General features: G+C 49.0%; 26 protein-coding genes and 1 riboswitch. Of the genes, 8 read left to right on the top strand and 18 right to left on the bottom strand.

Annotated elements, in window-relative coordinates; genetic code table 11:
* Positions 1–19 precede the first annotated feature (19 nt).
* Together NST23_RS05610 and nadD are read left to right on the top strand one after the other, a co-directional pair.
* Complete coding sequence (locus NST23_RS05610; protein ID WP_122962709.1) at positions 20–565, top strand: cysteine hydrolase family protein; 546 nt, start codon at positions 20–22, stop codon at positions 563–565.
* A gap of 46 nt (positions 566–611) precedes the next feature.
* On the top strand, positions 612–1,250 hold the full coding sequence (nadD, locus tag NST23_RS05605; protein ID WP_063229672.1) for a nicotinate-nucleotide adenylyltransferase: 639 nt from the start codon (positions 612–614) through the stop codon (positions 1,248–1,250).
* A 165-nt stretch (positions 1,251–1,415) separates the two neighbouring features.
* Here the strand turns inward: nadD and NST23_RS05600 are convergent, their stop codons facing one another.
* The 4 genes from NST23_RS05600 to NST23_RS05585 form a co-directional block, all read right to left on the bottom strand.
* Positions 1,416–2,096, bottom strand: coding sequence for a hypothetical protein (locus NST23_RS05600; RefSeq protein WP_340963298.1), 681 nt, complete (start codon positions 2,094–2,096; stop codon positions 1,416–1,418).
* 268 nt (positions 2,097–2,364) lie between these two features.
* Positions 2,365–4,479: an EAL domain-containing protein gene (locus NST23_RS05595; RefSeq protein ID WP_371736969.1), complete on the bottom strand. Its 2,115-nt coding sequence runs from the start codon at positions 4,477–4,479 to the stop codon at positions 2,365–2,367.
* 319 nt (positions 4,480–4,798) lie between these two features.
* Positions 4,799–5,092: a spore germination protein gene (locus NST23_RS05590; RefSeq protein WP_173598122.1), complete on the bottom strand. Its 294-nt coding sequence runs from the start codon at positions 5,090–5,092 to the stop codon at positions 4,799–4,801.
* A 159-nt stretch (positions 5,093–5,251) separates the two neighbouring features.
* Entirely contained in the window at positions 5,252–5,995 is a 744-nt protein-coding gene (locus tag NST23_RS05585) for an SDR family NAD(P)-dependent oxidoreductase (protein WP_122962705.1), read from the bottom strand.
* Positions 5,996–6,222: 227 nt separating this feature from the next.
* On the opposite strand from NST23_RS05585, the gene NST23_RS05580 reads away from it, so the two are divergent.
* Positions 6,223–7,149 carry a LysR family transcriptional regulator gene (locus tag NST23_RS05580; protein ID WP_122962704.1) on the top strand — a complete coding sequence of 309 codons (927 nt, stop codon included), beginning with the start codon at positions 6,223–6,225 and terminating at the stop codon, positions 7,147–7,149.
* 87 nt (positions 7,150–7,236) lie between these two features.
* On the opposite strand, the gene NST23_RS05575 is transcribed toward NST23_RS05580, so the two are convergent.
* The 3 genes from NST23_RS05575 to NST23_RS05565 all read right to left on the bottom strand — a co-directional run bounded on the left by NST23_RS05575 (position 7,237) and on the right by NST23_RS05565 (position 10,804).
* Positions 7,237–9,594, bottom strand: coding sequence for a glycoside hydrolase (locus NST23_RS05575; RefSeq protein WP_340963295.1), 2,358 nt, complete (start codon positions 9,592–9,594; stop codon positions 7,237–7,239).
* A gap of 123 nt (positions 9,595–9,717) precedes the next feature.
* Entirely contained in the window at positions 9,718–10,473 is a 756-nt protein-coding gene (locus NST23_RS05570; protein ID WP_122962702.1) for a VanZ family protein, read from the bottom strand.
* Positions 10,474–10,477: 4 nt separating this feature from the next.
* On the bottom strand, positions 10,478–10,804 hold the full coding sequence (locus tag NST23_RS05565; RefSeq protein ID WP_122962701.1) for a PadR family transcriptional regulator: 327 nt from the start codon (positions 10,802–10,804) through the stop codon (positions 10,478–10,480).
* 491 nt (positions 10,805–11,295) lie between these two features.
* On the opposite strand from NST23_RS05565, the gene NST23_RS05560 reads away from it, so the two are divergent.
* On the top strand, positions 11,296–11,562 hold the full coding sequence (locus NST23_RS05560) for a KTSC domain-containing protein (RefSeq protein WP_063229664.1): 267 nt from the start codon (positions 11,296–11,298) through the stop codon (positions 11,560–11,562).
* A 231-nt stretch (positions 11,563–11,793) separates the two neighbouring features.
* Here NST23_RS05560 and NST23_RS05555 read toward each other — a convergent pair whose 3' ends face one another.
* The 11 genes from NST23_RS05555 to NST23_RS05505 form a co-directional block, all read right to left on the bottom strand.
* Positions 11,794–12,552 carry a hypothetical protein gene (locus NST23_RS05555; protein WP_122962700.1) on the bottom strand — a complete coding sequence of 253 codons (759 nt, stop codon included), beginning with the start codon at positions 12,550–12,552 and terminating at the stop codon, positions 11,794–11,796.
* 117 nt (positions 12,553–12,669) lie between these two features.
* Positions 12,670–13,275 carry a hypothetical protein gene (locus NST23_RS05550; protein ID WP_280649318.1) on the bottom strand — a complete coding sequence of 202 codons (606 nt, stop codon included), beginning with the start codon at positions 13,273–13,275 and terminating at the stop codon, positions 12,670–12,672.
* 19 nt (positions 13,276–13,294) lie between these two features.
* Positions 13,295–13,900 carry a hypothetical protein gene (locus NST23_RS05545; protein WP_340963293.1) on the bottom strand — a complete coding sequence of 202 codons (606 nt, stop codon included), beginning with the start codon at positions 13,898–13,900 and terminating at the stop codon, positions 13,295–13,297.
* A 243-nt stretch (positions 13,901–14,143) separates the two neighbouring features.
* Positions 14,144–14,890, bottom strand: a complete 747-nt coding sequence (locus NST23_RS05540) for an amino acid ABC transporter ATP-binding protein (protein WP_274874936.1) — start codon at positions 14,888–14,890, stop codon at positions 14,144–14,146.
* Positions 14,891–14,904: 14 nt separating this feature from the next.
* Positions 14,905–15,564, bottom strand: a complete 660-nt coding sequence (locus tag NST23_RS05535) for an amino acid ABC transporter permease (RefSeq protein ID WP_122962696.1) — start codon at positions 15,562–15,564, stop codon at positions 14,905–14,907.
* Between the two features lie 99 nt (positions 15,565–15,663).
* A complete protein-coding gene (locus NST23_RS05530) occupies positions 15,664–16,440 on the bottom strand; it encodes an amino acid ABC transporter substrate-binding protein (RefSeq protein WP_122962695.1) in 777 nt (258 codons plus the stop codon).
* A 213-nt stretch (positions 16,441–16,653) separates the two neighbouring features.
* Complete coding sequence (locus NST23_RS05525) at positions 16,654–17,361, bottom strand: DNA alkylation repair protein (RefSeq protein WP_122962694.1); 708 nt, start codon at positions 17,359–17,361, stop codon at positions 16,654–16,656.
* Positions 17,362–17,415: 54 nt separating this feature from the next.
* A complete protein-coding gene (locus NST23_RS05520) occupies positions 17,416–17,751 on the bottom strand; it encodes an AzlD domain-containing protein (protein ID WP_122962693.1) in 336 nt (111 codons plus the stop codon).
* Positions 17,742–18,416 (bottom strand): AzlC family ABC transporter permease, encoded by a 675-nt coding sequence (locus NST23_RS05515; protein ID WP_173600158.1) that lies wholly within the window; start codon positions 18,414–18,416, stop codon positions 17,742–17,744. The genes NST23_RS05520 and NST23_RS05515 overlap by 10 nt, the downstream gene beginning before the upstream one ends.
* 81 nt (positions 18,417–18,497) lie before the next feature.
* A complete protein-coding gene (locus tag NST23_RS05510) occupies positions 18,498–19,316 on the bottom strand; it encodes a TrmB family transcriptional regulator (protein ID WP_122962692.1) in 819 nt (272 codons plus the stop codon).
* 105 nt (positions 19,317–19,421) lie between these two features.
* Complete coding sequence (locus NST23_RS05505; RefSeq protein ID WP_122962691.1) at positions 19,422–19,604, bottom strand: hypothetical protein; 183 nt, start codon at positions 19,602–19,604, stop codon at positions 19,422–19,424.
* A 194-nt stretch (positions 19,605–19,798) separates the two neighbouring features.
* A riboswitch (cyclic di-GMP riboswitch) is annotated at positions 19,799–19,882 on the top strand.
* A gap of 312 nt (positions 19,883–20,194) precedes the next feature.
* On the opposite strand from NST23_RS05505, the gene NST23_RS05500 reads away from it, so the two are divergent.
* From NST23_RS05500 to NST23_RS05485, 4 genes are all read left to right on the top strand, one after another.
* A complete protein-coding gene (locus NST23_RS05500; protein ID WP_254223218.1) occupies positions 20,195–20,671 on the top strand; it encodes a GNAT family N-acetyltransferase in 477 nt (158 codons plus the stop codon).
* Between the two features lies 1 nt (position 20,672).
* Positions 20,673–22,136, top strand: a complete 1,464-nt coding sequence (locus NST23_RS05495) for a methyl-accepting chemotaxis protein (RefSeq protein ID WP_122962689.1) — start codon at positions 20,673–20,675, stop codon at positions 22,134–22,136.
* A gap of 234 nt (positions 22,137–22,370) precedes the next feature.
* Complete coding sequence (locus tag NST23_RS05490; protein ID WP_122962688.1) at positions 22,371–23,990, top strand: sensor domain-containing diguanylate cyclase; 1,620 nt, start codon at positions 22,371–22,373, stop codon at positions 23,988–23,990.
* Between the two features lie 245 nt (positions 23,991–24,235).
* Positions 24,236–24,691, top strand: a complete 456-nt coding sequence (locus NST23_RS05485; protein WP_122962687.1) for a MarR family winged helix-turn-helix transcriptional regulator — start codon at positions 24,236–24,238, stop codon at positions 24,689–24,691.
* Positions 24,692–24,735: the final 44 nt, after the last annotated feature.

Here is a 24,735-nt window from a genome sequence, read left to right as displayed (position 1 = left end):
ACTTCAGGAGGTTTTTGCCATGAAATCCTTGATTGTGATCGACTATACCAACGACTTTGTCGCGCCAGACGGTGCCCTGACCTGCAAAGAACCAGGGCAAGCTATTGAAGGACGCATCGGCGAATTGATCCGCGATTTTCTCGCAGAAGGTGATTTTGTCGTGATGGCGGTGGACGCTCACAAGGAGCAGGACCCGTACCATCCGGAAACCGGGCTGTATCCGCCGCACAACATCATCGGCACGTCCGGCAGGAACTTGTACGGGAGCATCCAAGGCATCTACGAGGAATTTGAGGACACCATCTACTGGATGGACAAAACGCGCTACAGCGCCTTCCAGGGCACTGATCTGGCCTTGCAGCTGCGGGCGCGGGGCATTAGCGAAATTCATCTGGTTGGCGTCTGCACCGACATTTGTGTCTTGCACACGGCAATCGAAGGTTTCTACCACGGTTTTCGCGTCGTCATTCACGAGGACGCCGTCGCCAGCTTCAATCCGGTAGGACACGAGTGGGCTTTGGGACATTTTCAACATCAACTGGGCATGGCCGTTGTGAAAAAATAACATCTGGCAGGCATGGACACCCAGATGCACACGGGAGGTTACGATCATGCGAATCGGCATATACGGAAGCAGCTTTGATCCGATTACTTACAGCCATCTGTTTACGGCAGCTACTGTCGCGCACAGAAGACGTCTGGACAAAGTCATTTTTGTCCCTTGCTCCTCCAAACGCCATGACAAAAAAATGCAGACGGAGGATGTCCATCGCCTGCACATGTTGAAGTTGGCGCTGGCCACCTGCGAGCATAAGACGAACCAATTCGGGCAGCCGCTGTTTGAAATTTCCACGGTGGAGATGGATGCCCTGCCTGGCGAAACATACACGTACGACACGATGGTCCATCTGCAAAAGAAATATCCGAACGACGAACTGTTTTTCATCATGGGCTCGGACCTGCTGGTAGGGCTGTCGAACTGGGGCAATGCCGAAAAGCTGGTCTCGCAGTTTCAGTTCATCGTCATGTCGCGGGAAGGGTACCCGACCGCCGACCTGATTGCCGAAGACGCGCTTCTGCGCAACCACGACGAGCATTTTCTGATCATGAGCAAAGGCATCAACATGGGCATCAGCTCGACTTACATCCGCGATGAAATCCGCAAAGGCGGCGACCCGAGCTTCCTGCTGCCAGATGCGTGCCTCGCGTACATTTACGAGCAAGGCATTTACCGTGAGCAGCGGGTGTAAGACAGGGCGAGCAAGAAAGGTAAATCTTTCATTTTGTGGACAGTGAAAACGCCAAACGACAAGCTGACGTCAGTATCCACCTGACGTCAGCTATTTCCGTTTTTTGTCGTCTGCGAATACTGTCACAGCCATTACAACAAAAGCACCTGTCAGCCCTCTAAAAGCCTAGTCATGTTTAATATCATCAATCAAATACTTGTTTCCATTTTGCACTAATTTGAATTGTACATTCACGTCATACTTTTGTTTAACATCTGCCTGAAAATAGTCATACTCGATTCCGGTAAACTTGACGATTACGCTCTGATCGGTTTTCTGAATGTCCACTTTTAAATTTTCGTCAATCGCTTCCAGGCCTTTTTCAAATCGCTCTCTTTCAAAGGTCTCATACGAACCATCAGTAGCCGCTCTAAAGAAGGAGTCAAATATTTTTTCAGATGCTTCTGGTGTAAAATATTTATTTAGTCTTGAAGTAATAACATCTTTTACAGCGCCCTCTGCTTTCGGCTTTCCATTTGCTAGACGAGTCAAATCGTCTGTCCAGACTTGCAGTTTCCTAAACCAGTCCCAAATATAAACTGGTTCTTTTGAGGCTAATACACTGTCATCCAACTCAGAAGGAGCGTAGTCTTCCAGGAGAGAAACAAGCAACTCAGCGTTTGCTTGTGTCAATATATCTTTCGTGCTTTCTTGTGTAGTCGTGTTGACATTGGCACTAGCAGTAAACTCCTTTTTTTCCACGCCTTGATTATCGGCAATTGTGTTATTAGAAGCACAACCTGTTACACCCAAAACAAGGCAAGCAATAACAAGCAAGCTTTTGGAAGCGATATTTACTCTGTTCATTCAATCTCTCCTATTTCTTAAAGTAAAAGTCTTTAGAAAAAACTTACCTAACCCGAGAAACACTCTTCCTCTTTTACAAGTAAAATATTACCATTTTCGAGACTCAATATGAACATTCTTACTTTACTTATCACCATTACTCTCTTGCATAAAGCACTCCCGAAGCAGGTTGAACAGCCCTTTGGCAAAAAGAAAAAAGAGAAGCCCGATTCGTTAAATCGTCGGACTTCCCTTGCTTTTGCTTCATCTCGTATTCTTCAAACTACCATCACGACACTTGATCTTTGCGCAAATAACGCTCGAAATCATCGGTTGCCAACGGTCGGCTGAACAAGTAGCCTTGGCCGTGATCACAGCCGTTTTGCTGCAGGGCGGCCGCCTGGTCGTTCAGTTCGATGCCTTCGGCAATTACGTTCATGTTCAAGCTTTGCGCTATGGTCACGATGGCTTTTACGATCGCTTGGCTTTCCTGGTTATGGTGAATATCGCGGATGAACGAGGCATCAATTTTGATCGTGTCCACCGGCAAGCTTTTAATATAGCTAAACGAGCTGTAGCCTGTCCCGAAGTCATCGATGGAAATGTGGATGCCGATATCGCGAATTTGCTGCAAAACGGCCGTAGCTTCCTCCATCTTCACAAAGATGCTTTCTGTAATTTCCAGCTCCAGCCACTCCGCAGCCAGCTCTGTCTCCGCTAAAATCTGCTTGATCATCTCGACAAGGTCTTTTTGATAAATTTGCCTCGCCGACAAATTCACCGACACTTTCAGCAAGTAGCCTTGATCGTGCCAAATTTTGTTTTGGCGACATGCTTGCCGCAAAATCCATTCTCCGAGAGCAATAATCATCCCCGTCTCTTCGGCAATCGGGATAAACCGATTCGGCGGTATGACCCCAAGCTCCGGATGAACCCAGCGCACGAGCGCTTCCATCCCCGTCAGCGTATCTGTCGCGATGTCTATTTTCGGTTGGTAGTAAATTTGGAACTGCTCTTGCTCGATCGCTTTGCGCAGCTCGTTTTCCATCAGGATGCGCTCCAGCGACTTGGCTTCCATCGTCGGATCGAAAAAGTCGTATCCGTTTTTCCCGCGCGATTTGACGGTGTACAGTGCGGTGTCCGCCCGTTTGAGCAAATCGTCGGCGTTATCTCCATCCTGCGGGTACAGCGCAATGCCGATGCTGCACGACACGTTGAACGAGTGGTCTTGAAGGATAAACGGTCGTTGCAAAGCTTCCATGATCTGATTGGCCAGCGCGGCGGCTTCTTCGCGATCCGCCAATTGGCTGAGCAATACGGTAAATTCATCTCCGCCCAGCCTCGCGACCACATCGGTGGGCCGCAGACACGCCTTCAGGCGATTGGCTGCTTCCACCAGCAACAAATCCCCTACATCGTGACCGAACGAATCGTTGACGTCCTTGAAGCGGTCCAGATCGAGGAACAAGACGGCCAGATTGGACTGAAAACGTTTGGCTTGCATGATTTCCCTGCTCAGGTGCTGGGTGTACATGCGCCTGTTCGGGAGATCGGTCAAGGCATCGTGATAGGCCAGATGATGAATCAGTTCCTCCGACTGTTTGCGGTCTGTAATATCGCGAGTGACAAACAGCAGCTTGCTCACATTGCCCAGCTCGTCCACAATCGGATTGATCTTGCTTTCGGTCCAGATCGTTTCTTTTCTGCTCGTCTGAATGCGGCATTCCACCGTGTACTCTTTTCGCGTGGAATACGTATGTTGAATCGCAAAAGCCATAATATCCCGGTCATCCTCGACAATCCACTCGAACAGATTGTGAAAACGCTCGTCCGGAACATCGTGGTCAAAAACGGCCTTGTGAGCCGGAGACAAGTACAAAAAATCTCCTTCGGCATTGACGATACTGATGATGTCGGATGTATTTTCAGCGATGAGTCGGTACAATTCCTCGCTTTTTCTGACTTCCTCTTCCATATGTTTGCGCGCCGTGATGTCGTTGCGAATGGAAACGTATTGATAGATTTTCCCCTTTGTATCCACAAAAGGCACAATGGTAGTATCAACCCAATACAGACTGCCGTCTTTCGCCCGATTGCATATTTCTCCCCGCCACACTTGCCCCGAGCCAATGCACTTCCACATTTGCTTGAAAAATGACTTGGGATGGTGCCCGGAGTTGAGCAGGCGATGATCTTGCCCGATCAGCTCACTGCGACTGTATTTGGATATCCGGCAAAATTGCTCGTTTGCCCGGAGAATAATCCCGCGATGGTCTGTGATCGCCAGGATCGTCGACTGATCTAGTGCATACTTTACGTCAGCAAGCTCTCGCAAGACCACTTTCAATTCCCCGTCCTTTTCCTGTAGCAATTCTTCCCATTCTTGTGGGGTCAAGGCTTCCATCAATTTGCTTCTCATCCTATCACCTGCTTGCGCTCATGCACCGTGCACGACGCCGATAATTTTACCAAATTTTGTTTGCCGTCAAAGCAAAAACAAAAGGAGTAACTTTCGCACTGACAAATTCCTAGATTCTCAAAAAAAATGACCCTCTTTCAAAGGATCTGAATATGTTGGCGACAAGTTTGCTTCATTTTACCATGTATTGCTTAAAGATCAACATCCACGCATGCGTCAGAAGCGACAGTTTTGCAAACTTCCGTAACCAGACTGACGTTTTGCAGCTTGTCCGGTTTAAAGCCGCAGGCAACTTGCAAAAACGTTAGCTCCGTTTCCGCCGTTTCGCCCGCCTGGCCCGTCTTGTCGGTCTAACCCGTCCCGCCTGTCTCGTCCGTCTATTCCGTCTCTTGAGCCGCAAACTCCCCCGACTCTCCCCCACGCCCCATGTATTCGTCTCGCTCTGCTTGTTGATGACATTCACAACATTCCCGCTGTTTCCGCCGCCTGAACCGGAAAAGGATTTGCTGACGCTTTTAGGAGAGTTGTTCGCCGTATCGCCAAAATTGACAGTACCCGAATTGTTGGTAATCTGTACATTTCCCACATATGTCGGCACTCCTCTCCCTCCTGCCCTTGTGCTTTTGGACTACTTATACAGTATGTTCGGCAAAACTCGCCTGATTGGACGATGGTTGATAGGTTCCACAAAAAAAGTCTCCCGCATGACAACTGCCACACGGAAGACTCGAATTTTCCCCTTTTATTCGCTCTGCTTTTATTGCGCGGTGTATCCGCCGTCTACCAAAAGGCTTGTCCCTGTCACAAAAGATGCATCGTCACTGGCGAGGAACAAGACTGCCTTCGCGACTTCCTCCGGCTTGCCGAGCCGTCCCATCGGATGCAAGGAAACGAGATGCTCGTTCATTGCTTCATTGCGTCCGGCAATAAGCGGCGTATCGATATAGCCTGGGCACACGGCATTCACGCGGATGCCTTGTTTCGCATACGTAATGCCCAACGTCTGGCTGAGCAGCTTCACGCCGCCTTTTGCCGAAGAGTAGGCAGTAACTCCCGCTTTTCCGGCATGGCTGTGGATCGAGCCGCAGTTGACAATCGCTCCGCCCGTTCCTTGCGCCAGCATTTGCTCGATGACGTATTTATCGCACAGAAACACACCCGTCAGATTGATGTCGATCGTTCTTTGCCAATCGTCGGTGCTGAGCAGATGCGCAGGAGCGTCCTTGGCGATCCCGGCGTTGGCGAACAAAATGTCTACCTGGCCGAACCGCTCCACGGTAGCGTCCACCATGTGCTTCACTTCCGCTTCTTTCGTCACATCTGTCTTCACAAACAACGCTTCGAAGCCAGCTTCATTCAACTCTTTCGCCAGCTCGTCGCCACGCGGGGAAAAGTCGGCAATGACGACCTTTGCCCCTTCCTGCGCGAACAGACGCACCGTCGTTTCCCCGATCCCGCTTGCTCCGCCTGTCACGATTGCCACTTTATTTGCCAGTTTCATGATTGTTTCCCTCCGTTTTCAAATGGATGCTAACGCACAGGAGATGAACGCGCTGTTCCTTCGCCATCGCTGACGAATCCCGCCCCGGTTACGTGGGCAGACTCGTCAGAAGCGAGGAAAAGCACCATATTGGCTTGCCTTGCTTCTATTATAGACCTGCTTTATATTCAATCATATGCAAACATACTTAGTGCAGATTAAGTATAGCTAAAGGATGGAGGAATCCCATGCATCTGGAACAGCTTGAATACATCGTGGAAATCGCCAAGGCAGGCTCTTTGACCAAAGCAGCGCAAAACAAGCATGTCACGCTGTCCGCCATCAGCCAATCCCTCTCCAGTCTGGAAGCGGAGCTGGGCATCGCCCTGTTCACTCGTTCCCGTCTCGGAGCTGTTCCTACATCCGAAGGTCGAGTCATTATCAAAAAAGCTTTCGAGGTGCTGAGCAAGATCGAGGAAATTCAGGAGGAAGCGCAAAGCAGTGCCAATACGCTCAGCGGCGAACTGAGATTGGCGACCATTCCCGGCCCGATGGACTTGTTGGTGAACGCCGTGTCCAGCTTTAAAAAGGACTACCCGCAAATCCGCATCGAGATCGCCGAAAAAGGTTCGCAGGAAATTTTGGAGGACATCGGGCAGGACAAGCTCGATATCGGCCTGATTATTATGTACGAAGGTTTGCTGAAAAAAAGCGCCGGGCAAAGGCTGAGCTTCGAGCCTGTGCTGGAAGGCAAAATGGTCGTGGGCATCAGCAAAAGCTCGCCGCTCGCCTTCCAGGAGTCTGTCAGCCCCGAAGAGCTGCGGCGGCATGCTTTCGTGCTCTACAACGACGACTACGTCAAATGGTTTGTCGCAGACTTTGCCGCCAAATACGGCCCTGTCGATATTTTGTTCACGACAAACAACACGGATGCCATCCGCAATGCCGTGCGGGAAAATCTCGCCGTCACGATCGGACTGGACTATTCCTTCATGCACGACCCGCATTTGCAAACGCTGGACATGCGCACTCTCGATCTCGACATTCCCGAGCAGCAACCCGTTCACCTAAGCTGGGTCCGATCCTCGGAATGGCATTTTTCCCGCCTGGCAAAAGGCTTCACGGACCGTCTTCTGGCGGATTTGAAAAAGAAAAAATTCGGGCCGCTGTCCTGAAGACAGACGACAACCTGTGCCGTCCAGCGCCAAAAAGGCCGCCGTACACGGACGGACAGCCTTTTCGCCTGCTTTCATCTCGTCTTCCTATTCCACTCCCGCCTGAAAAGTCCGGGTAATGGAACCATCGATGATCAGCGCAGATTTCGCCTTGACCAGCTTGTTCTCATACGTAAAATCCTTGCTGGAATAGTTGACGATGACTTGCAAGTCTTGTCCGTAGACGGCCTTTTGCACCAACCTGTCCTTGGTCAATACGGCAAAATCAGTCATCGGGCGTTGCACGGCTTTTTGATGGAACGGCGTCCAGACTTGCAAATGCCGCATGATCGTCTCTTTGTTGGACTCCCAGACGCGGTTGTCCAGATGGTAGAGCGGCGGCACGTTGTACAAAAGCTCGCCAAGCATGCGTGTGCCGACCTCGCCTTTGATTTTCAAGCTGCCCCATTCCCAATGATGGCTGGTAATGACCGACTCGTTGTACACGAGTTTGAACAAAGGCAGCGAGTACGCAGGATCAAGGTAGACATGCCGGTATTCGTCCTTGAGCGGAACCTGTTTGGCATAGCGCTCGGGAATTTCGCCCGCTGGCGACCAGTAGCCGCCTACATAGTACGGACTGGTCTTGTTTTGGCGCATATCCGGGTCTGACCAGCGAATGACCGGAGTCTCAATCCCGTGGGCGTAAGCGATGCTGCCGCTGGCAAAGTCATTGCCCGTCTCCGATCCGATCACCATGTCCCATTCGTCGCGGATGTAGTTCATCCGCGCAAGCTTCGCCTGCATATCCTGCTGCTGTGTAGTCGTATGCTCCTTGGAATAATCGTCGTGGAACTCCCCGGCGGCGTCCACGTCGATAAACCACGAGTTAAACCGCACGCCAGTCCCCATGATCTCACTCATTCTCTGCTTCACGCTGGGCAACGACAAAGTCGGATTCAACAATCTGCCCCGCTGCAAAAACCCGCCTTTTTTCTCCCCGTTTTTCTTCGCAATCGTCGCCTTCTCATACAAGCTTTTGTCCGCGAAAATCGCTGTGTTCCAATCCGGATTCTCTTCTTTATGAATCGAATGGTAGGAATCGTAGGTCGCGATCAAATAGCCGGCATCGTTCGCTTGCCCGATGAACGCAGGCTTCATGTAGGCAGCCGTCCAGTCTGGCAGACCGATCCAGGCGCGCGCAATGCCTGCCTGTTGCATTTTTTGCAACAGCTTGAGGGAATCGGTATCCCCCCATTGCTCCACAGCGGGAACGGCATCCTGCAAGACGCTTTTCAGCAATCGCTTGTTCAGTTCGTACAACTCGACTTCATCGAGTTGCTCCACGCCTTTTGCGATCAGCGCTTTTGCCTTGCTGTCCGCGATACCTGCAAACAGCTGCGGATTGTAAAAGTCGCGGGAGCGCAGCGCGTAGTTGAAGCCGTTCAAAATCGCCTTCCTTTGATAGGCAGCGACGTAATCTTGCTTCATGATCTCTTTCAGTTGCGCAATGCTCTCCTGCCCGTCCTCCTTGTTGGCGACCAGAAGCTTGACGAGCCAGTTCGTGAAGTCTTTGCCCAGCTTTTTAGCGAGCATCGCCCACTTGACGTCGTCCTCCGCCAAAAACGTTTTGTTCCATATGTAGAAATGCGGTGCTCCGTACAGCTTTTCCACGTTCGGATTGGCGGCCGCCTTTTGTGCGAGAGTCGTGAACTCGCCCTGATTTTGGATGATTTGCTTGTACAGTCCGGCAATCTGCACCGGGTCATTGTCGGTCACGTACAGGCGGAAGCTGTACGACTTGTCAGGATTTATCGAAGGAAACTCATGCGTGAACTGCATCGAGATAGCCGGGTCGGCGGCAAAATCGAGCGTGTTGTTGAACATGTTGTCCACCATGTAAAAGATGGCGAACTTTTCCTGGTTCAAGGCGAAAAAGCGCATGGAAAACGACTCGCTAAACGACAGGCTCTCCTCCCGCAAAAACGACTGCCAGGCTTTGTCTGCCGCCGGAATCCATTTGCCTTCCCCGAGCGGCAGCATATAGCTCTGAGCCTTTACTTGCGGCCAGGAAAAGCTCTCCGCTCCCGTCGAAGTCAAGGAAATTTGCAGATGGTCTGCCTCTTTCGCGATCTTGACTTGCAGCTTGTCGTCCGGGTAGTTCCAGCTCACTTCCTGTTCACTCTTGTGCAAATTCTCGACCCGGCGCGCTGGCAAAGGCTCTGACGCCCGCTCCCGACTACCGCCGCTTTCGACAAAAAGCTCAAACGTCTCCGGCTTCACCTCAAAAGAAAACGGCAGCGCTTGCTCCGGCTGTTTGGCAAGCTGTTTTTGTCCTCCGGGTTGCCCCGCTGTTGCAGCGCCTGTCTGCTCGGACGTTTGCTGAACTTGCGCGGTACTCTCACACCCGCTTGCCATTTGCAGCAGCAAGGCGAGAACGATTAGTCGCGGAATATGTCTTTTCATGGTTCCCTCCATTATCGAATGACTACATACATCGTATTACGATGTTTATGACCGCAGGAAGCGTGGAGAAAAAGAACGACCTTTCCTCCTGCTATTTCCTGCGCTGACGCACCTGCTTTTTCATCAGGAAAATGTGGAAAACGGCTTGTCCGTCCCTGCTTTGCCCCGTTGTTTGTACACAAAAGCCGCGCCTGCGCGAAACAATCCGTAGCCGCACAGCCCGCCAAGCACATTCAGCAGCAGATCGTCCACATCAAAGCTGCCCAAAGCAAACAAAGACTGCAAAAACTCGACGCCCAAGCTGGCAAACAAAGCGGTAAAAAACACGCGATGAATGCTTTGGAACGATAAAAACAACAGCGGCAACAGCAATCCGAGCGGCACAAACAGCGCGATGTTCCCCAGCAGATTGTAAGCGATCGTATACACGCTGTAATGTTCAAAGTGGAGCACATAATCAAAAAGCGTCCGCATTGGCAGCGTGTTCTGAAAAATATGCGTATATTCAGCCGCACCGTATTGCAGCATCCGCGCTTTCCAGTCCAGTGTAAACGCCCTGCGGTGCCATCTGTCCGGGGAGAGCAGCAGCAAATAGCAGCTCACCGCCACATACAGTCCAAACAAGCCAAGAACCCACTTCCTCACGTACTTGTCGATGAGCGGCATAGACATCGCAAGCTGCCTTTTCAGGATGTCCACAGGCCCGAAGCGCTGGATCGTCAAGGAAGCAGCGTCCCGCTCCGTATGTCCCGCCTCTTCGATCAGCTCCTGCTGCATGCTCGTCAGATGGTCCAACAGCTCGTCTTTCATATCTTGCTTTTCTTTGCGCGAGCACGGCAAATCCCGAACGACCTGGTCGACGTATTCTTCCAGTTTCACGTTTTTACTCACTTCCCTCGTTGCAGAGTGCAACCAGTCTCGTCAGACTCTGCCAATCTTTCATTTTGGCAGCAAGCAGCTTCTGCCCTTCCCGGGTGATCCGGTAATACTTGCGGCGGCCGCCTTCCTTGGATTCTCCCCAGTACGACTCCACCGCTTTTTGCGTCTCCAGCCGCTTCAAGGCCGGATAAAGCGTCCCTTCGCCAATCTCGTACATCTCGTCACTTTTCTCCCGGATTTTTTTGGCCAACTCGTAGCCATACTGATCCTTCTGGGCAATCAGCGAGAGCAGCAACAGATCGATGCTCCCTTTTAACAACTCCTTGTTCACAGTAACAACTCCTTCGCGAGCATGAATAGAGAGTAGCACAATATACATCGCAATACAAGGTACTTAAAAAAGGCAAATCCAAACAAAATATTTTTGATTCTATGTAATTATTGACAAAAATAAAATAGGTAATATAGACTATTTTCGACAACACTTTTCATAGGTCGACAGATTTATTCAGAAAATTCCTCCTTGCTCTACAACCAGATGATAGGTCCAAAGAACAGGGCGGAGGGAAGATGTCCTGAGCACTGCTTGCAGATCAACGTTCATTTTGTGACTTCATTCTCTCAAACTGGAGGAATTAACATGCTTGCTACCCTTCCAAACATCGCTCTTAACACGGTTCTCTTGGCTCATTTTATTATCGGTGTGCTATTTCTATATGCCGAATACAAGTTTTTGAGTAAAATAAAAGCCTCTAAGGAATAGAAGCCATAGATGCAATATGAGAAGCAAGAGAAGCAAAAGCAAAAGGAGTTTGCACCGCAGTGAAATCATTTTTTCGCCAAATGTTTTCCCGACAAACAAAGACCGAAGAAGAGCCCAAGTACAAGCAGCTGGATTCTGACTTGATCAAAGCAGCCCGCTACGATCTGGAAGCCAATCACCTCTACATCCAGTTTCACGATGGCCGCGAATTTGTCTACTGCAAGGTCTCCCCGTATGCCTATAATGCCTTCCTGAATGCTGATTCGTTCACTGATCATTTTCATGCCTTCATCAGTCATCGTTATTTGCACTACCAGGTTATGTAGAAGCGCGATAACTGGACTGTAAAAAGCCCTCCGGATACATTCCAGAGGGCTTTGCGCGCGTCATCTATAGACTATTTTGTACAGCGGTTTGCATAGCCTACAGATTCATTTGCAAAATTTCTCTGTGCTCTACAACCAGATGATAGTTCCGAAAGAACAACGCAGAGAGAGGATGTCCAGAGTGCTGCTTGCAACTCACCGTTCTTTAACGGAGCGCAATATCTGGACTGTTCATTTATGACTTTGTGCTTTTTTCGCTAATTGATCGACATAATCCACAATGATTTTTTTAATCTTGTCATTTCCGTAACCACGTGTAAACGCATTTTCTTTAGGCCAGTACAAAATGCGAAAACTGGAGCCATCATGGAGATAGATGATTACCGTGTATTCTTGGGGCTTGGGTGGCAGACGCTTGTAAATTTTTTTGAATGGGACATGATCCAGTGATAAAAATTCGGCGGCAAATTGGGAAGTATCCTCATCTGATAAATCAACTGAATACACCTTATCGTTTTTGTCAATGTATTCCAAGGTGACTTTCTTCACTTTCCCTGAGATATCGAAAAGATCCCCTATTTTTTTCGCATCTGGATTTTCTTTTGCCTCATAGAGTTCATTCCCCACAAACAGCCGGAACTTTTCTGAGTATCCTTTGACTTGATAAATCGGTGTTCCAATTTCGGCCCAGGTTGCGTCCCCATTTTTTATGCGATAGCCCAAGCAAACATTTCCGTTTACCTTGAAAGAAACTTCGCCTACTTTCTTGCCGCGTTCCAAACCTTTTGTATCAGATTCGTAATTGCGGAGATACTTTAGGTCGTTCCACATTAAAAGGGCATCATATTCATCGACTATGATCTTGCATTTTTGCGTAGTCGGCTGATCGCTATTGATCATGGGTTTTTGCGTGGACATGAGATTACTGGGAAGATGTGTCGTGTCATTCAACAAAAGCATTATCGTCAGGGGGATTAACGCAAGATTCATTGCACGCCCTCCATTACCTTGATCTAAATTCCAAGACGCATCCATTACCAATTTGTTACGTATTTCCGCGATGTATTAAAAATCCGAATGGATGTTCTCCAATCGGATCTAATGTTATTACTCAACTAACTTGTATTTTTTGACTACCTGTTCTTTTAACTGGTTATAATGTTCAATCTGATCTCCAAAATAATCAACTTCGCTCAAATCATTATATTCAAAGTTTTTTCGTATGTTTTTTCCATTCTCATGGATTCTGTTATTATATTTACCTTGATACAAACCAGCAATTGCATAGCCTTTTTTATTTTTTACCGGTTTTAAAAACAAGGTGTATGTTTCGTTTTCGACCATAAGACTATACCCATTAATAGTAAAATAGGCGCCGTTTTCATCCACGATAGCAGGTTCGTATACGATAATATTGTCGTTTTTCTGGAGATCTCCTTCGAATACCTTTTTAATTTCTACAACGGAATCTGAACGAAATACTTTGCCTTCGACTAAGTTAGAAGGTATCGTTTCTCGCTCTCCAGTAAACGTGGCGTGAACGATTATCGGTGCATCTTCTTCCAGCTCACTCAAATTACTGAACGGCATAACTTGCCCATGATAAGAAATGATTTTTTCGCTTTTTCTCGCATCGACAGTTAAAAAATTCGATGTCCATAGTACTAACCCAGCGGCTAGAGCAACCGATCCCGTCATTATCCATTTTTTCATGATATTCGATTTACACCCCTTAATATTTCCATTGTAGATTGCTGACATCCAAATCTGTAGGGCTAGTAAGAGTCCCTTTTCCGCCTACCATTATTGAGTCTGTATTAGCAGGCTGATGCTCCAATGCATATACGTGCCCAAATTCATGTATTACTGTCTTTTTTCGATTGGTAGGGCTAAAATCTTGGTCTTTCATATTATCATAAGATAAAAGCACCACCGATGCGTCCCACCGACTGTTATAGCTTGTGTCTTTGCAAGCACCGTTACTATTGTAGTTGCAAGGTAACATAATCCCAGGCAAATCTCCTAGATGAGGATTGTCATCTGAATTAAAAATCATCAAGTCTGGACGGTCACTGATCCAGGACACCTTTTCAAAGCCAAAATTAACATTGTCTATAGAGGAATATTCGGAAATCGCCCAATCGATCTCCTCTGAAAACAAACTTTTAGCGCTAGGGGCTATCATATATCTTAAATTTTGAGTAACTGACAAATTCTTAAATCCCCCGCCAGAGTAGAATGCTTTTGCTCCAGTGAGCGTACCCGATGCAGAGACAACAGAACACAGCGATATAGATAATGCAATCATCAACGCAGTTGTATTTTTCCTTTTATTCATAATACACCCTCCTTTACAAGGATAATTAAATCATATAAGGAAAATTTTGCATATAAAATATCTGCTACAAAAAAGGGTTACATCTAAGCGAATTGTAGTGCTGATTCGTTCACTGATCATTTTCATGCCTTCATCAGTCATCGTTATTTGCGCTACCAGGTTATGTAGAAGCGCGATAACTGGACTGTAAAAAGCCCTCCGGACATTCCAGAGGGCTTTATGCGTCATCATCTTCATAGGCTATTATTTTAGCGCACGCTGCAAAAAGGCGCGTGTGCGCTCGTATTGCGCATTCGTGAACAGCTCTTCCGGCGTTCCCGACTCTACGACTTCCCCGTTGTCCATAAACATGATCCGATTCGCCACTTCTCTGGCAAACCCCATCTCGTGCGTGACGACCATCATCGTCATATGCTCGGAAGCGAGCTGCTTGATGACTTGAAGTACCTCGCCAGTCAGCTCGGGATCGAGCGCTGACGTCGGTTCGTCGAACAGCAAAATATCCGGATTCATCATCAGCGCCCTGGCGATGGCGACACGCTGCTTTTGTCCGCCTGACAGCTTGGCGGGGTACACCTTCGCCTTGTCCGCCAGTCCGACCTTCTCCAGCAGCTCCGCGCTGCGTGCGCGAATGGCGCTGTCTGCCTCTCCCTTGACCACCTTCGGGGCGATCTCCAAGTTTTCTTGCACAGTCAGATGCGGAAACAGATTGAAATGCTGGAAGACCATCCCCATTTTCGCCGTGATGCGCTTGATTTGCTGCTGGGGGCTATAGACGCCGTCCTGCACCAAAAAGTCGTCCGTCACACGGATGCTCCCGCCGTTCACTTGCTCCAGATAGACCAGACTGCGCAGCATCGTGCTTTTTCCAGAACCGGACGGGCCGATCACGGCGACAACATCATTCTTGTTGATCTCAAACGAGACATCCTTCAAGACGGCCAGCTCGCCAAACGATTTTTTCAGATTGGTTACTTGAATGATTGCCATTTCACGCCAGTCCTTTATTCGAATTTGAATCTTCTCTCCAGCCATTTAAAAAACAGCGTCAACAGGAGCGTCATCAACAAATAGATGATGCCTGCGATGAAAAAGGGAACGATCGTAAAATCCCTGTTTACGGCGGTTTGGGCAAAATGCAGCAGCTCAGGTACAGCGACAGCGTAGAGCAGAGCCGTATCTTTTACCAGCGTAATCGACTCGTTGGAGACAGCCGGAAGCGCCACGCGAAACATTTGCGGCAAAATGATCTTGACTGTCGTCTGCCATTTGCTGAAGCCGAGAACTTGCGCCGCTTCATACTGTCCGCGATCGATGGACAACAGCCCACCGCGGAAAATTTCCGCAAAGTAAGCCGCGTAATTCAGGACAAAACCCAAGCAGGCAGCGACAAAGCGATCCATTACCAAATATTCGCCAATCCCGGGCAAAAGCGGCAGCCCAAAGCAGATGAACAACAACTGCAACAGCAAAGGCGTCCCGCGCATGACGTAAATGTACGTGTGTGCCAGCCAAGCCAGCGGTCTGACGTTGCTTTTGGCCAACAACGTCAGGAGAAAACCGAGCGGAATAGACAGCACAATCGCGATCAAAAACAGCAGGATCGTCATTTGCGCCCCTTCCAGCATCGGCTTTGTAATCGAAACGATATATTCTAGACTCATAGTGCATGCTCCTATTTTGAAAAAGGTAGGCGTTTGCTCTTGTTCATCGCGACAAAAGCGTGGCTTCGCCCATCTGCCTGGCGAAGCCACGTTTCTTTCCTATTTCAAGACGCGATTCTCACCAAACCATTTTTCCGAGATTTTCGCGGCAGATCCATCCTGATTCATGGCGTCAAGCGCCTTTTGCAGCTCGTTCAGCAGTGCTTCGTTGCCTTTTTTGACTCCGACGCCGTACTCTTCGGGAGACAGCGATTCCTCCAGGAACTTGAAGGTTCCTTGATCCTTGGTCATGTAATAGTCCGCTACCACCTGGTCAATCACGACGGCATCGATGCGGCCGATTTTCAAGTCACTGAGAGCCAGCACGTTGTCAGGAAACTCGGTGATCGTTTTGATTTGATCTTTCCATTCGCTTGCATTCAGCGCGTCAGCTGCCGACGACATCTTTTGCAGCCCTACCACTTTGCCGTTCAGATCCGCCAGCTTTTTCATGTCCGAGTTCGCCAGCGTTACGACGACTTGTGCGTTCTGCAAATACGGCTTGGTGAACAGCACTTTTTCTTTTCGCTCATCCGTAATGGTATATCCGTTCCAGATCAAATCGATGCGGCCGCTGTTCAATTCGGATTCTTTGGAACCCCAGTCGATTGGCTGAAACTCCACCTGCTTGCCCATTTTTTCGCCAGCAGCCCGGGCGTAATCGATATCGAAACCGACCAGCTCATTTTTTTCATCGCGAAAACCCATTGGCGCGAACTTGTCGTCAATCCCGATGATCAGCTTGTTCGCGTCAGCGCCTGTTTTTTGACTGCCGCAGCCGACTACCAATGAAAATACGGCTCCTACCAGCAAGGATAGCAAAGCAAATTTTTTCATGATGATTCCCCCTAGTCCGACTATCTCTATATTTTACTCTGATAAAGTGGTAATACGTTAACAAGGTATCATGATAGCACATCATCAGAAAAGAGTCGATACTTTAGCAAAGAAAAGCGAATATGAAAAAGATTCCAAATAAATAACGCCGGGATTTCTCCCAGCGTGCGCTTGTTTGTATGCGGATTCTCCCGCTCAATCACGGGATGCGAATTAGCAGATGCACGTCTTGCGCTTCTTGCCGATGGCTCCGCGCGCTACGATTTTTTCGATATACGCAGTCGCAAGCGGCACCTTGCACGCCGTATTGCCGACGTCGACGTGTACTTTCCCGATAGCCTCGGCAACTTCCACCGCTTCGGCATGCAGAGCAGGAACATAGGCGCCTGCCGCGATGACAAAATGATTCATCGTGTACCGCACCCGGTTTCGCTCCTCGTGCACGGTCTGTTGGACTCGCGCAAGCAATGCCCTGATCTCCGGCAAGTCCAACTGCTCGTCAGGAGCGATTGACAAGTAGTTCGCGTACGTGCTCCAGCCGCATGCGGCGATCATTTCTTCTTCCGCTTCTATCCACTCGCGGGCCAATTCCAGTGCGAAAGGGCTTTCTGCCGCCACTCCCGCTACCGTATACTCCGCGAGCATATACCAGTACGCCTGTCTGACCCAGCCTTGCAGTTGCTCCTTCGTCACCGTTTTTGGATTGATGGCCAGCCCTGCCAAATACATCGCATCATGATTGCCCGTCTCGTACAGAGCCTGCACCAGCTTTTGATCGCGCTTGACCTCTTTCACCAGCTTTTTCATATCGCCAATGCGTACGCCGAAGAACGGCTCTCTGGCGCCATGGCGCAAAAAAGTCTTTTTTGTCTGCTCGCTCCCCAGCGCTTCAAGCTTTTGCAAGACTTCTTCCACAGTCATGTCTTTCGCCCTCCCTTTTTCTCTAGCATAACCACTTCTGCATTGCTTTTGCCCTTATAGAATAGAAAAAAGGTAGCGCAGGACCATGATCGAAGCCATCCCCACGACCACCGTTCCCAGCAAGCTGCGCGTCCAGATCGCCACGAGAAAAGTCGGGATTGCTGCCATCAGCTCGACATTGGTCAACAGCGGAGCCAGCTTGCCTTCGTGCAAAAACAGCTCCTGTCCGACCAGCGCGGCCATGACGGAAATCGGCACATAATGCAGCCAGCGGACACCCCATTCGGGAAGCTGCATGCGAGACAGCACCATCAACGGCAGTACCCGCGGCAAAAACGTGACCAAAGCACAGCCAGCAATAATGAGAAAGACGTCCCATCTCACTTCCATCGTTCGATCACCATCCCGATTGTCGATGCGCAAAGCGTGGCAACGATGACGCCAAGGTTGCCCGGATACACGACTGATACCCCGACTGCGATCACGACGGCGCACACAGCCACGAGAACGTCCCGCCTGATCTGCAAGCGGCTCATCATCGCCAGAACCAAAAGCCCGATGAACATGGCTGGCAAGGCGAAATCAAGCCCCAGCCCTTCCGGATTGGCAATCCATTGCCCAAAATAGGCGCCTGCCAGGTTGGCGACGATCCAGTTCAAATAAGCCGTCACATTCAAACCGTGCATCCATTTTTCGTCGATCTGTTTTTTCTTCGCCGCTTCGTTAATGGCAACCCCGAAAGTTTCGTCCGTCAACAGCGAGCCTACCAGCATGTTCTTGAACGCTGACAGATGGCGAAAATAAGGAGAGAGAGCCGCACTCAGCAAAATATGGCGCAAATTCACAAACAAAATCGTAATGATAATTCCTGTAGCCGAGCTGCCCGCCGCGATCATGCCTGCCGCGATGAACTGTGCAGAGCCTGCGTACAGCAAAATGCTCATCAAAGCAATTTCCATGATGCTCAGCCCAGCCGTCTTTTCCAGGACACCTGCCGCAAATCCGATGCTCAAATAACCGAGCAAGGTCGGAATGCAATCTTTGACCCCCTGCATGAAGCTTCCCTGATCTCTTGCGTTCGACAACGTTTCTACGTGCAGTTGCTCTCGCCCCACTGTTCTCCCTCTCTCTCTTTTTCACTGCTGGTTAAGAAAGCTTTTTCCCGTAACCACCTGGTAAAGATCCGGTTTGTTTCGCCAAAGCGTCTCGACTTTTTCCGGTCCCAGCACCTTTGTCACTTCTGCAAACATAATGTCGTGGCGAATGTACTCGACAGCCACCAAAACGAGAGCCGGGTCCTTCGTTTTGACGGCCCAGGCAGCCGTATTTGGCGCAAAATTGGCGATCAGGACTTCCTCCAAATCTCGCGCCACGATCGTGAGATGCCCGCCCATGCGCTCTTCTGCGACATCTGGCGCCATGTAGTCATGGTGATACGTCGTTCCCACCCGCGTCTGTGCTTGCCCAAACAGCACGGTAAAAACAGAAATGCCTGCCTCTGTGCACGCATCTACACTTTCCTGGATAGCCGGCACCTGCGGCTCCCAGATCGACAGCCATACTTCTCCTGTCGCCTGCTTGATCATTTGCCGCATCTCCGTCAGCACCAGTTCGTCGCCGCTGATCCGGCGAATCACATCGACTTCTTGCTCAGACTCCAAAGCGGACAAGCTTTTTTCCAAATAGTCGAAGGACTGCTCGAACTGTCCACGCAATCTGCGAATCAACTCTCTGGCCGCAAGCGGCGCGTAAGTCACAGGCTCTGAAGGCACCGTATAGACCGCCCCTTTTTCCAGCAGCTTGCCTATGACCTCGTAAATCATCGAGCGCGGTACGCCGGAGCGCTTGCTGATTTCGTATCCGGTAATCGGGGAATGCTTCAACAAGCCAATGTAAGCCTTGCACTCGTATTGGGAAAAACCGAGCTTTTGCAACTCTTTGTAAATGTCGTCCATATCGTCCTCTTTAGTCGTTAGTCTTATACTCACTATAATGCCTCTCCCGCCAAACATGCAACAAAAAAAGCCCTCGGCATTCGAGAGCTTTTTTCACACATGCTGTTAAGCGATTTCTTTCACTTTAATATAAGAAACGTTTCGCACATTGATGACGATATCGTCGTACTGGAGCCATCCATCTTTCTGGTTGGCGACCATCTGGATGATCTCTTCCGGTTCTGTCGTCTCAATGCGGATCACTTCTCCCCCTGAAAAGTGAAATTCGATTGTTTTCGTCTCTGCCATCCTCTCATCCCTCCTCTTCTCTCTATCTTTATCGGATGGATGGTAAAATTTTGTTACGCTACTCTTACCGTTACCTTAATTCTGACTATTTTTATAAAGAATTGGTTATTTTTACCCTACCAAAACTTGACAAGACTGTTTCTTTTGGATTATATTTTGCATGATTCGACATGACTATACATTTTTCGCAAACTGAATGACAAAGGCAAAGTCATCGAAAGGTGGCGACGCAAAACCACGGGTCTAAAGTCTTCGACCATGACAGCCGGGTTGCCATACATCATGTGCGTAATTGTGCGATGATGGTGACTGAAGGCTGTTCCCGTGTGTGGAATGGCCTTTTTTGTGTGAAAAACGTCTCGACGTTTTTCAAGAAATTGGATGTGGCCGCTTGCGGTCAACAAAACGGTCATGGCCGTTTTGTGTGCAATCTCATAGAAAGGAGGCGCCAGTCCATCTATCAACAGTAAACTTGTACATGAAAAAACAAAAGAGAGATAAAAATGGAGTGGAGTATTATGTACAAACTGGTTGATTCAGTAGAGTCTTTGGCGAGTTTTCACCAAATCAAGGAGAGCGTTTGGACCTCCATGGGCTTTGAAATGGAATACGTCAAAAATGGTTCCGATGCTTATTTGCTATTGTCAGAAGATGACGAAGCAGGCGGTACTTTTGAATTTACGCCACATGAAAAATCTTCTGCTTTTCTCCGCAATTTGTTTCAGGACGTGTTGAGCGCCGATATGAAAGTGGTGGAAGTAGACAGTTTCGCTGTCTTGCCGAAATACCGTGGAAAACTGGGACGTTGGGGCGTTGCCCTCATGATCGATTATGCTGAAAAACACGGTTATACGCATGCAGTCGGTTTAGCAGACCCGGCTTTTTTTCAGTTGATTAATACAAAATACAACGTCAAAGCGACACAAGTGAAGGATATGGTCTATTACAAAGGGGCGAACGCCATCCCGACCATTTTTCACCTGCAGGAAGCCTATACGAGCAAGGACCATCCCGCATTTTCCTGGTATCAAACGCTTTGCAAACAAATAAAAGTTGAGGTTAGCTGACATGGAACTTTTACAAAGAAGAAATAATTGGGTCGTCATTGTTTTTGCAAGCATCATTACCGTGGTGCAAATCGTGAATCTCATCATGGGAGTGCCGATTTCCTTCGTCTTGACTGTGCTCGGTATTTTGTACGGAGTGCTGGCGCCGTTCGCGTATTTGTCCAATCGTCCGGCGTGGCGCGACAAAATGGCTCCATTCATGAAGTTTTTCAACTTCGCGGTAATCGGCATCTTCATGTTCATAATTACCGGGCTTGATCCTTGGCTGGTCAATATTATGACCATCATGTTCTTCGTAGCCGTCATGGGGATTTATCAGGACAGGCTGATCAACATTTTGACGATCGTGGCAGCGCTCGGGATCGTCACGTACTACTTCCTGACAAATGGCGAGGCGATTTTTTATACCTCCAATCCGGTTCATTTGATGTACTACCTGCTTACCTTCTGCTTCGTATCGGCAACAAGCATGATGCACGCGATATTCAACAACAGACTGCAACAGGAGAGCGAAGAACAGAAGCAGCAGGCGATCGCTTCCAAAGAATCGCTGCAACGCATTTTGGATCAGATCAACGAATCGCTCAGCTCTGTGCAGGAATACCAGGAGAATCTGAACAAGGTGACGGATGGCGTGAATGTCCGGGCAGTTGAAACCGTCGCTTCCCTTCAGGAAATCATGCGCTCCTTCTCTGTGCAAACCGACAACACAAACGAGCTGCGCCGCGAGATGGGCACGACCAATCTCCAGGTAGAAGACATGACCCGTTCTGTTACAGAGATGCACGATTACGTAGAATCGACGAAAGAAGCGACCAATGAAAGCGGCAAGCGCATCAATAACATCGGCAGCGACTTTGAACGCTTCATCAAGGACATCCAGGATACGAACCGACTGATTCAAGAGCTGAACAAAGAAACGGAATCGATTGAAAAAATCATCCAAACGATCTCCGATATTTCGGCACAGACCAACCTGCTCGCACTCAATGCCACCATCGAGGCGTCCAGAGCCGGTGAGCATGGCCGTGGCTTTGCCGTCGTAGCGGATGAAGTGCGCAAGCTGGCCGAGTCTTCCAAAGTATCCTCCGAATCGATCTCGACCTTGTTGATGACGATTCGCGAAAAAATGAAGCTCGTTTCCGACATGATCTCCGAGTCCCAGGTGTCTTTTGAAAAGAACAGCGAAGGCATTATGGAGGTCCAAGAAATGTTTACAAACGTGGACAACTACATGCACAACTTCGCGGAAAAAACCAAAAATCTGCAAGAGTTCATCGTCCACGTGCACAGCATGATCCAGGAAGTCAATGCAAAAGTCGAAGTCAACGCAGACATTACCGACAAGAACAAGGAAAGCCTCGAAGAAGTTCTCGTGCTCGTCTCTGACCAAAAAGAAGAGATCGTCAAAGTATCTGGCGGCTTCGAAAAGATCGAGCAACAAATTCGCGGCTTGAACACGTAAAAACCATTGGCAAAAATTCCACTGAAACTGTCCTCTTTTGAGGGCAGTTTTTTGCATTTATGGCAATAATGTTACCTAATTGTTACAACTGTGAACGAACCTCAACTTTTTTCCATCAAATTATTTTTTCTGCATAGCATGTCCTCCTGGTATCGCTTATAATACACATGAATTTTTTCCGTTTGCTTTCCTTCCATCATGGATCGATCCAACGCAAAGAGAGGCCATAGCCATATGCCTGTTATACATCGTTTCAAGCTGAGCCCGGGGAAAAAGATTGGTCTGACTGCCCTTCTGACGGGTCTGGTTTCCTTGTCCATCGTGTTGACGGTGACAATTTTGCTCGTCGCATCTTATCAGTCCAAGAAGAAGTCACTGATCGATACCACGCTTACTTTGAACTATTCAAGCGCAAGCAAAATGAGTCAAATGATCAATTCCTTGTTCATCTCCATGCGAAGCAGCTTGCGTTATTCCGCCTCAGTCGTAATCGACCACCCCTCGCAGACGCAAAAAGAAGCCGACGAACATCTGGATATCCTTCGCAAAAGCAGCAACTATTTCAATTCGCTAACTGTCGTGGATGAAAACGGGATTATCCGCACCGTTTCTCCGGCGTCCATCGGCACAGTCGGCCAACACATTATCACCAAGGAAGGCAACTATGCCCTGGAACTGAAAAAGCCCTACATTTCCTTGCCCTACATATCTGCGAGAAGCAACCGCCATATTTTGTTCATGAGCGAGCCGATCTACGACAAAGAGGGCAAATATCGCGGCTTCATCGGCGGAACCATCTACCTCCAGGAGCACAACATCATGAACATGATCTTCGGCAGCGCGGCAACGGATACGACCGGATCTTCTTTTTCCATCGTCGGCTCCAACGGGCAGTTGCTGTTCCATCCGGATGAACAGTTGATCGGAAAAGATCTCAAATCCAATCCTGTCGTAAGGAAGCTGATGGCTGGGCGAAGCGGTCATGAACAAATGGCGAGCATACAGGGCGGGCAGTTGCTGGCCGGCTATGCCCCCGTTGCCGAAAACGGCTGGGGCGTCATGGTCACCTCTCCCATCGAGTTTGTCTACAACGAGCTGCATAGTCAGGTGAGACTCATGCTGGTTTATTTGCTGCCCCCTTCCCTGCTTTTGCTCCTGATTGTCATCAAGCTGGCCCACACGCTTGCCAGACCTTTTGTTCAGCTTGCCGACCTGATGAGCAAGATGGGCTCGGAAAAAGTAGAGCTTCCCCAAAATCGGCATCACTGGAACCGGGAAGCTGATTTGTTGACCAAAGCTTTTCGCAATGCCGCCAAAAAAATCAAGCGGAAAACAGACCGTCTCACGCATGAAGCAACGACTGACGCGCTTACGGGACTTGCCAACCGCCGTTCCGTCGAAAATTTGCTGCAACAATGGTTGCGGGAGAACAAAAGCTTTTCCATCCTGCTGTTGGATATTGATCGCTTCAAGCATGTAAACGACACCTTCGGCCATCCTGTGGGAGACGAAGTGTTGAAGCTGTTTGCCCAGATCATGACAACCTCTGTCCGCAAAAGCGATGTTTGCGGGCGGTTTGGCGGAGAGGAATTTATTGCCCTGCTCGGCGGCGCCTCCAGCGAAGATGCCTTTTCCATCGCCGAGAAAATCAGATGCAGCATGGAAAACAGTGTCACACCAACTGGCCAGACGATCACTGTTTCCATCGGGATCGTCAGCAGCACACGTCAGCTTCACTCCGTTCCCGCTTTGATTGAGCTTGCTGACCAAGCGTTGTATCAGGCAAAGCAGTCCGGCAGAAATCGGGTGGTAGTAGCCCAAACCGCGCAACCAAAAAACAGGCTTGATTCGTAAAAACTTGCGTGAGTGAACCCCTGTCTGTCACTCGCGAATAGCAGAGATCGCCTTGGACGCCTCGACGTTCAGGCGATTTTTTTATGCGCCCGTTGACAATATAAGCATCGGGATATATAGTTACTATAGTTAAGTTAACTAAACTAAATTACTTTGCAAGAGCTTTCTGATCTTGTCTTCTGCCTTCTCCCGGCTCATTTTGTTCGGACTTCGCGCAAATACTATTGTTCACGAGGAGGAAATCCATGCTTGCCGAATATCGAAAAATCGTCCATGAGTTGAACGATGCCTTTTACGAATATTACATGTACTACAATAAAGTCGCGAAAAAGCTGGATGAGTTTCAGTTGACGCTTCAGCAGGAAAACTTGTTGCAGTACATCATTCGCAATGAACGGGTGACTGTCAACGAGATCGCCGCCTTTTTCTCCATTACGAAAAGCGCAGTCAGCCAAGTGTTGTCTCATCTGGAATCCAGGACGTTTATCAGGCGGGAAAGCAATCCGGAAGATCGCCGGGAGTCGTTTATCCTGCTGGGAGAAGCGGGGCAAAAATACGCGGAGTTGATGGATGAAGCAGACGAAGCGTTTGTGAAACAATACTTTTCCCAAATCGACATGAGCGTGCTCGAACAAATGCTGGAAACGATCAAAAAGGTCAACCGGGCCATAAAAGAATCAGCAGATACAGAAAGCCGGTAAAAGCAAGCAGCCGCGGCTGTGAGCGGATTGTAAATTCATTGGAG

It is taken from the genome of Brevibacillus sp. FSL K6-0770 (assembly GCF_038000275.1).
In the GTDB taxonomy this organism is placed as follows: Bacteria; Bacillota; Bacilli; order Brevibacillales; family Brevibacillaceae; genus Brevibacillus; species Brevibacillus parabrevis.
The sequence above is the reverse complement of the archived record's forward strand: the minus strand, read 5'-3'. Positions and strand labels throughout refer to the sequence as shown.

Excerpts from the sequence above, each read along its gene's own strand:
- NST23_RS05540 (WP_274874936.1), bottom strand. The coding sequence starts at position 14,890 with ATGGCAATCATTCAAGTAACCAATCTGAAAAAATCGTTTGGCGAGCTG.
- NST23_RS05595 (WP_371736969.1), bottom strand. The coding sequence starts at position 4,479 with ATGGAAGCCTTGACCCCACAAGAATGGGAAGAATTGCTACAGGAAAAG.
- NST23_RS05495 (WP_122962689.1), top strand. The coding sequence starts at position 20,673 with ATGGAACTTTTACAAAGAAGAAATAATTGGGTCGTCATTGTTTTTGCA.
- NST23_RS05485 (WP_122962687.1), top strand. The coding sequence starts at position 24,236 with ATGCTTGCCGAATATCGAAAAATCGTCCATGAGTTGAACGATGCCTTT.
- NST23_RS05490 (WP_122962688.1), top strand. The coding sequence starts at position 22,371 with ATGCCTGTTATACATCGTTTCAAGCTGAGCCCGGGGAAAAAGATTGGT.
- NST23_RS05525 (WP_122962694.1), bottom strand. The coding sequence starts at position 17,361 with ATGACTGTGGAAGAAGTCTTGCAAAAGCTTGAAGCGCTGGGGAGCGAG.
- NST23_RS05500 (WP_254223218.1), top strand. The coding sequence starts at position 20,195 with ATGGGCTTTGAAATGGAATACGTCAAAAATGGTTCCGATGCTTATTTG.
- NST23_RS05575 (WP_340963295.1), bottom strand. The coding sequence starts at position 9,594 with ATGAAAAGACATATTCCGCGACTAATCGTTCTCGCCTTGCTGCTGCAA.
- NST23_RS05520 (WP_122962693.1), bottom strand. The coding sequence starts at position 17,751 with ATGGAAGTGAGATGGGACGTCTTTCTCATTATTGCTGGCTGTGCTTTG.
- NST23_RS05545 (WP_340963293.1), bottom strand. The coding sequence starts at position 13,900 with ATGAATAAAAGGAAAAATACAACTGCGTTGATGATTGCATTATCTATA.
- NST23_RS05555 (WP_122962700.1), bottom strand. The coding sequence starts at position 12,552 with ATGAATCTTGCGTTAATCCCCCTGACGATAATGCTTTTGTTGAATGAC.
- NST23_RS05585 (WP_122962705.1), bottom strand. The coding sequence starts at position 5,995 with ATGAAACTGGCAAATAAAGTGGCAATCGTGACAGGCGGAGCAAGCGGG.
- NST23_RS05535 (WP_122962696.1), bottom strand. The coding sequence starts at position 15,564 with ATGAGTCTAGAATATATCGTTTCGATTACAAAGCCGATGCTGGAAGGG.
- NST23_RS05505 (WP_122962691.1), bottom strand. The coding sequence starts at position 19,604 with ATGGCAGAGACGAAAACAATCGAATTTCACTTTTCAGGGGGAGAAGTG.
- NST23_RS05530 (WP_122962695.1), bottom strand. The coding sequence starts at position 16,440 with ATGAAAAAATTTGCTTTGCTATCCTTGCTGGTAGGAGCCGTATTTTCA.
- NST23_RS05510 (WP_122962692.1), bottom strand. The coding sequence starts at position 19,316 with ATGGACGACATTTACAAAGAGTTGCAAAAGCTCGGTTTTTCCCAATAC.
- NST23_RS05580 (WP_122962704.1), top strand. The coding sequence starts at position 6,223 with ATGCATCTGGAACAGCTTGAATACATCGTGGAAATCGCCAAGGCAGGC.
- NST23_RS05600 (WP_340963298.1), bottom strand. The coding sequence starts at position 2,096 with ATGAACAGAGTAAATATCGCTTCCAAAAGCTTGCTTGTTATTGCTTGC.
- NST23_RS05515 (WP_173600158.1), bottom strand. The coding sequence starts at position 18,416 with ATGCAGGGGGTCAAAGATTGCATTCCGACCTTGCTCGGTTATTTGAGC.
- NST23_RS05550 (WP_280649318.1), bottom strand. The coding sequence starts at position 13,275 with ATGAAAAAATGGATAATGACGGGATCGGTTGCTCTAGCCGCTGGGTTA.
- nadD (WP_063229672.1), top strand. The coding sequence starts at position 612 with ATGCGAATCGGCATATACGGAAGCAGCTTTGATCCGATTACTTACAGC.
- NST23_RS05610 (WP_122962709.1), top strand. The coding sequence starts at position 20 with ATGAAATCCTTGATTGTGATCGACTATACCAACGACTTTGTCGCGCCA.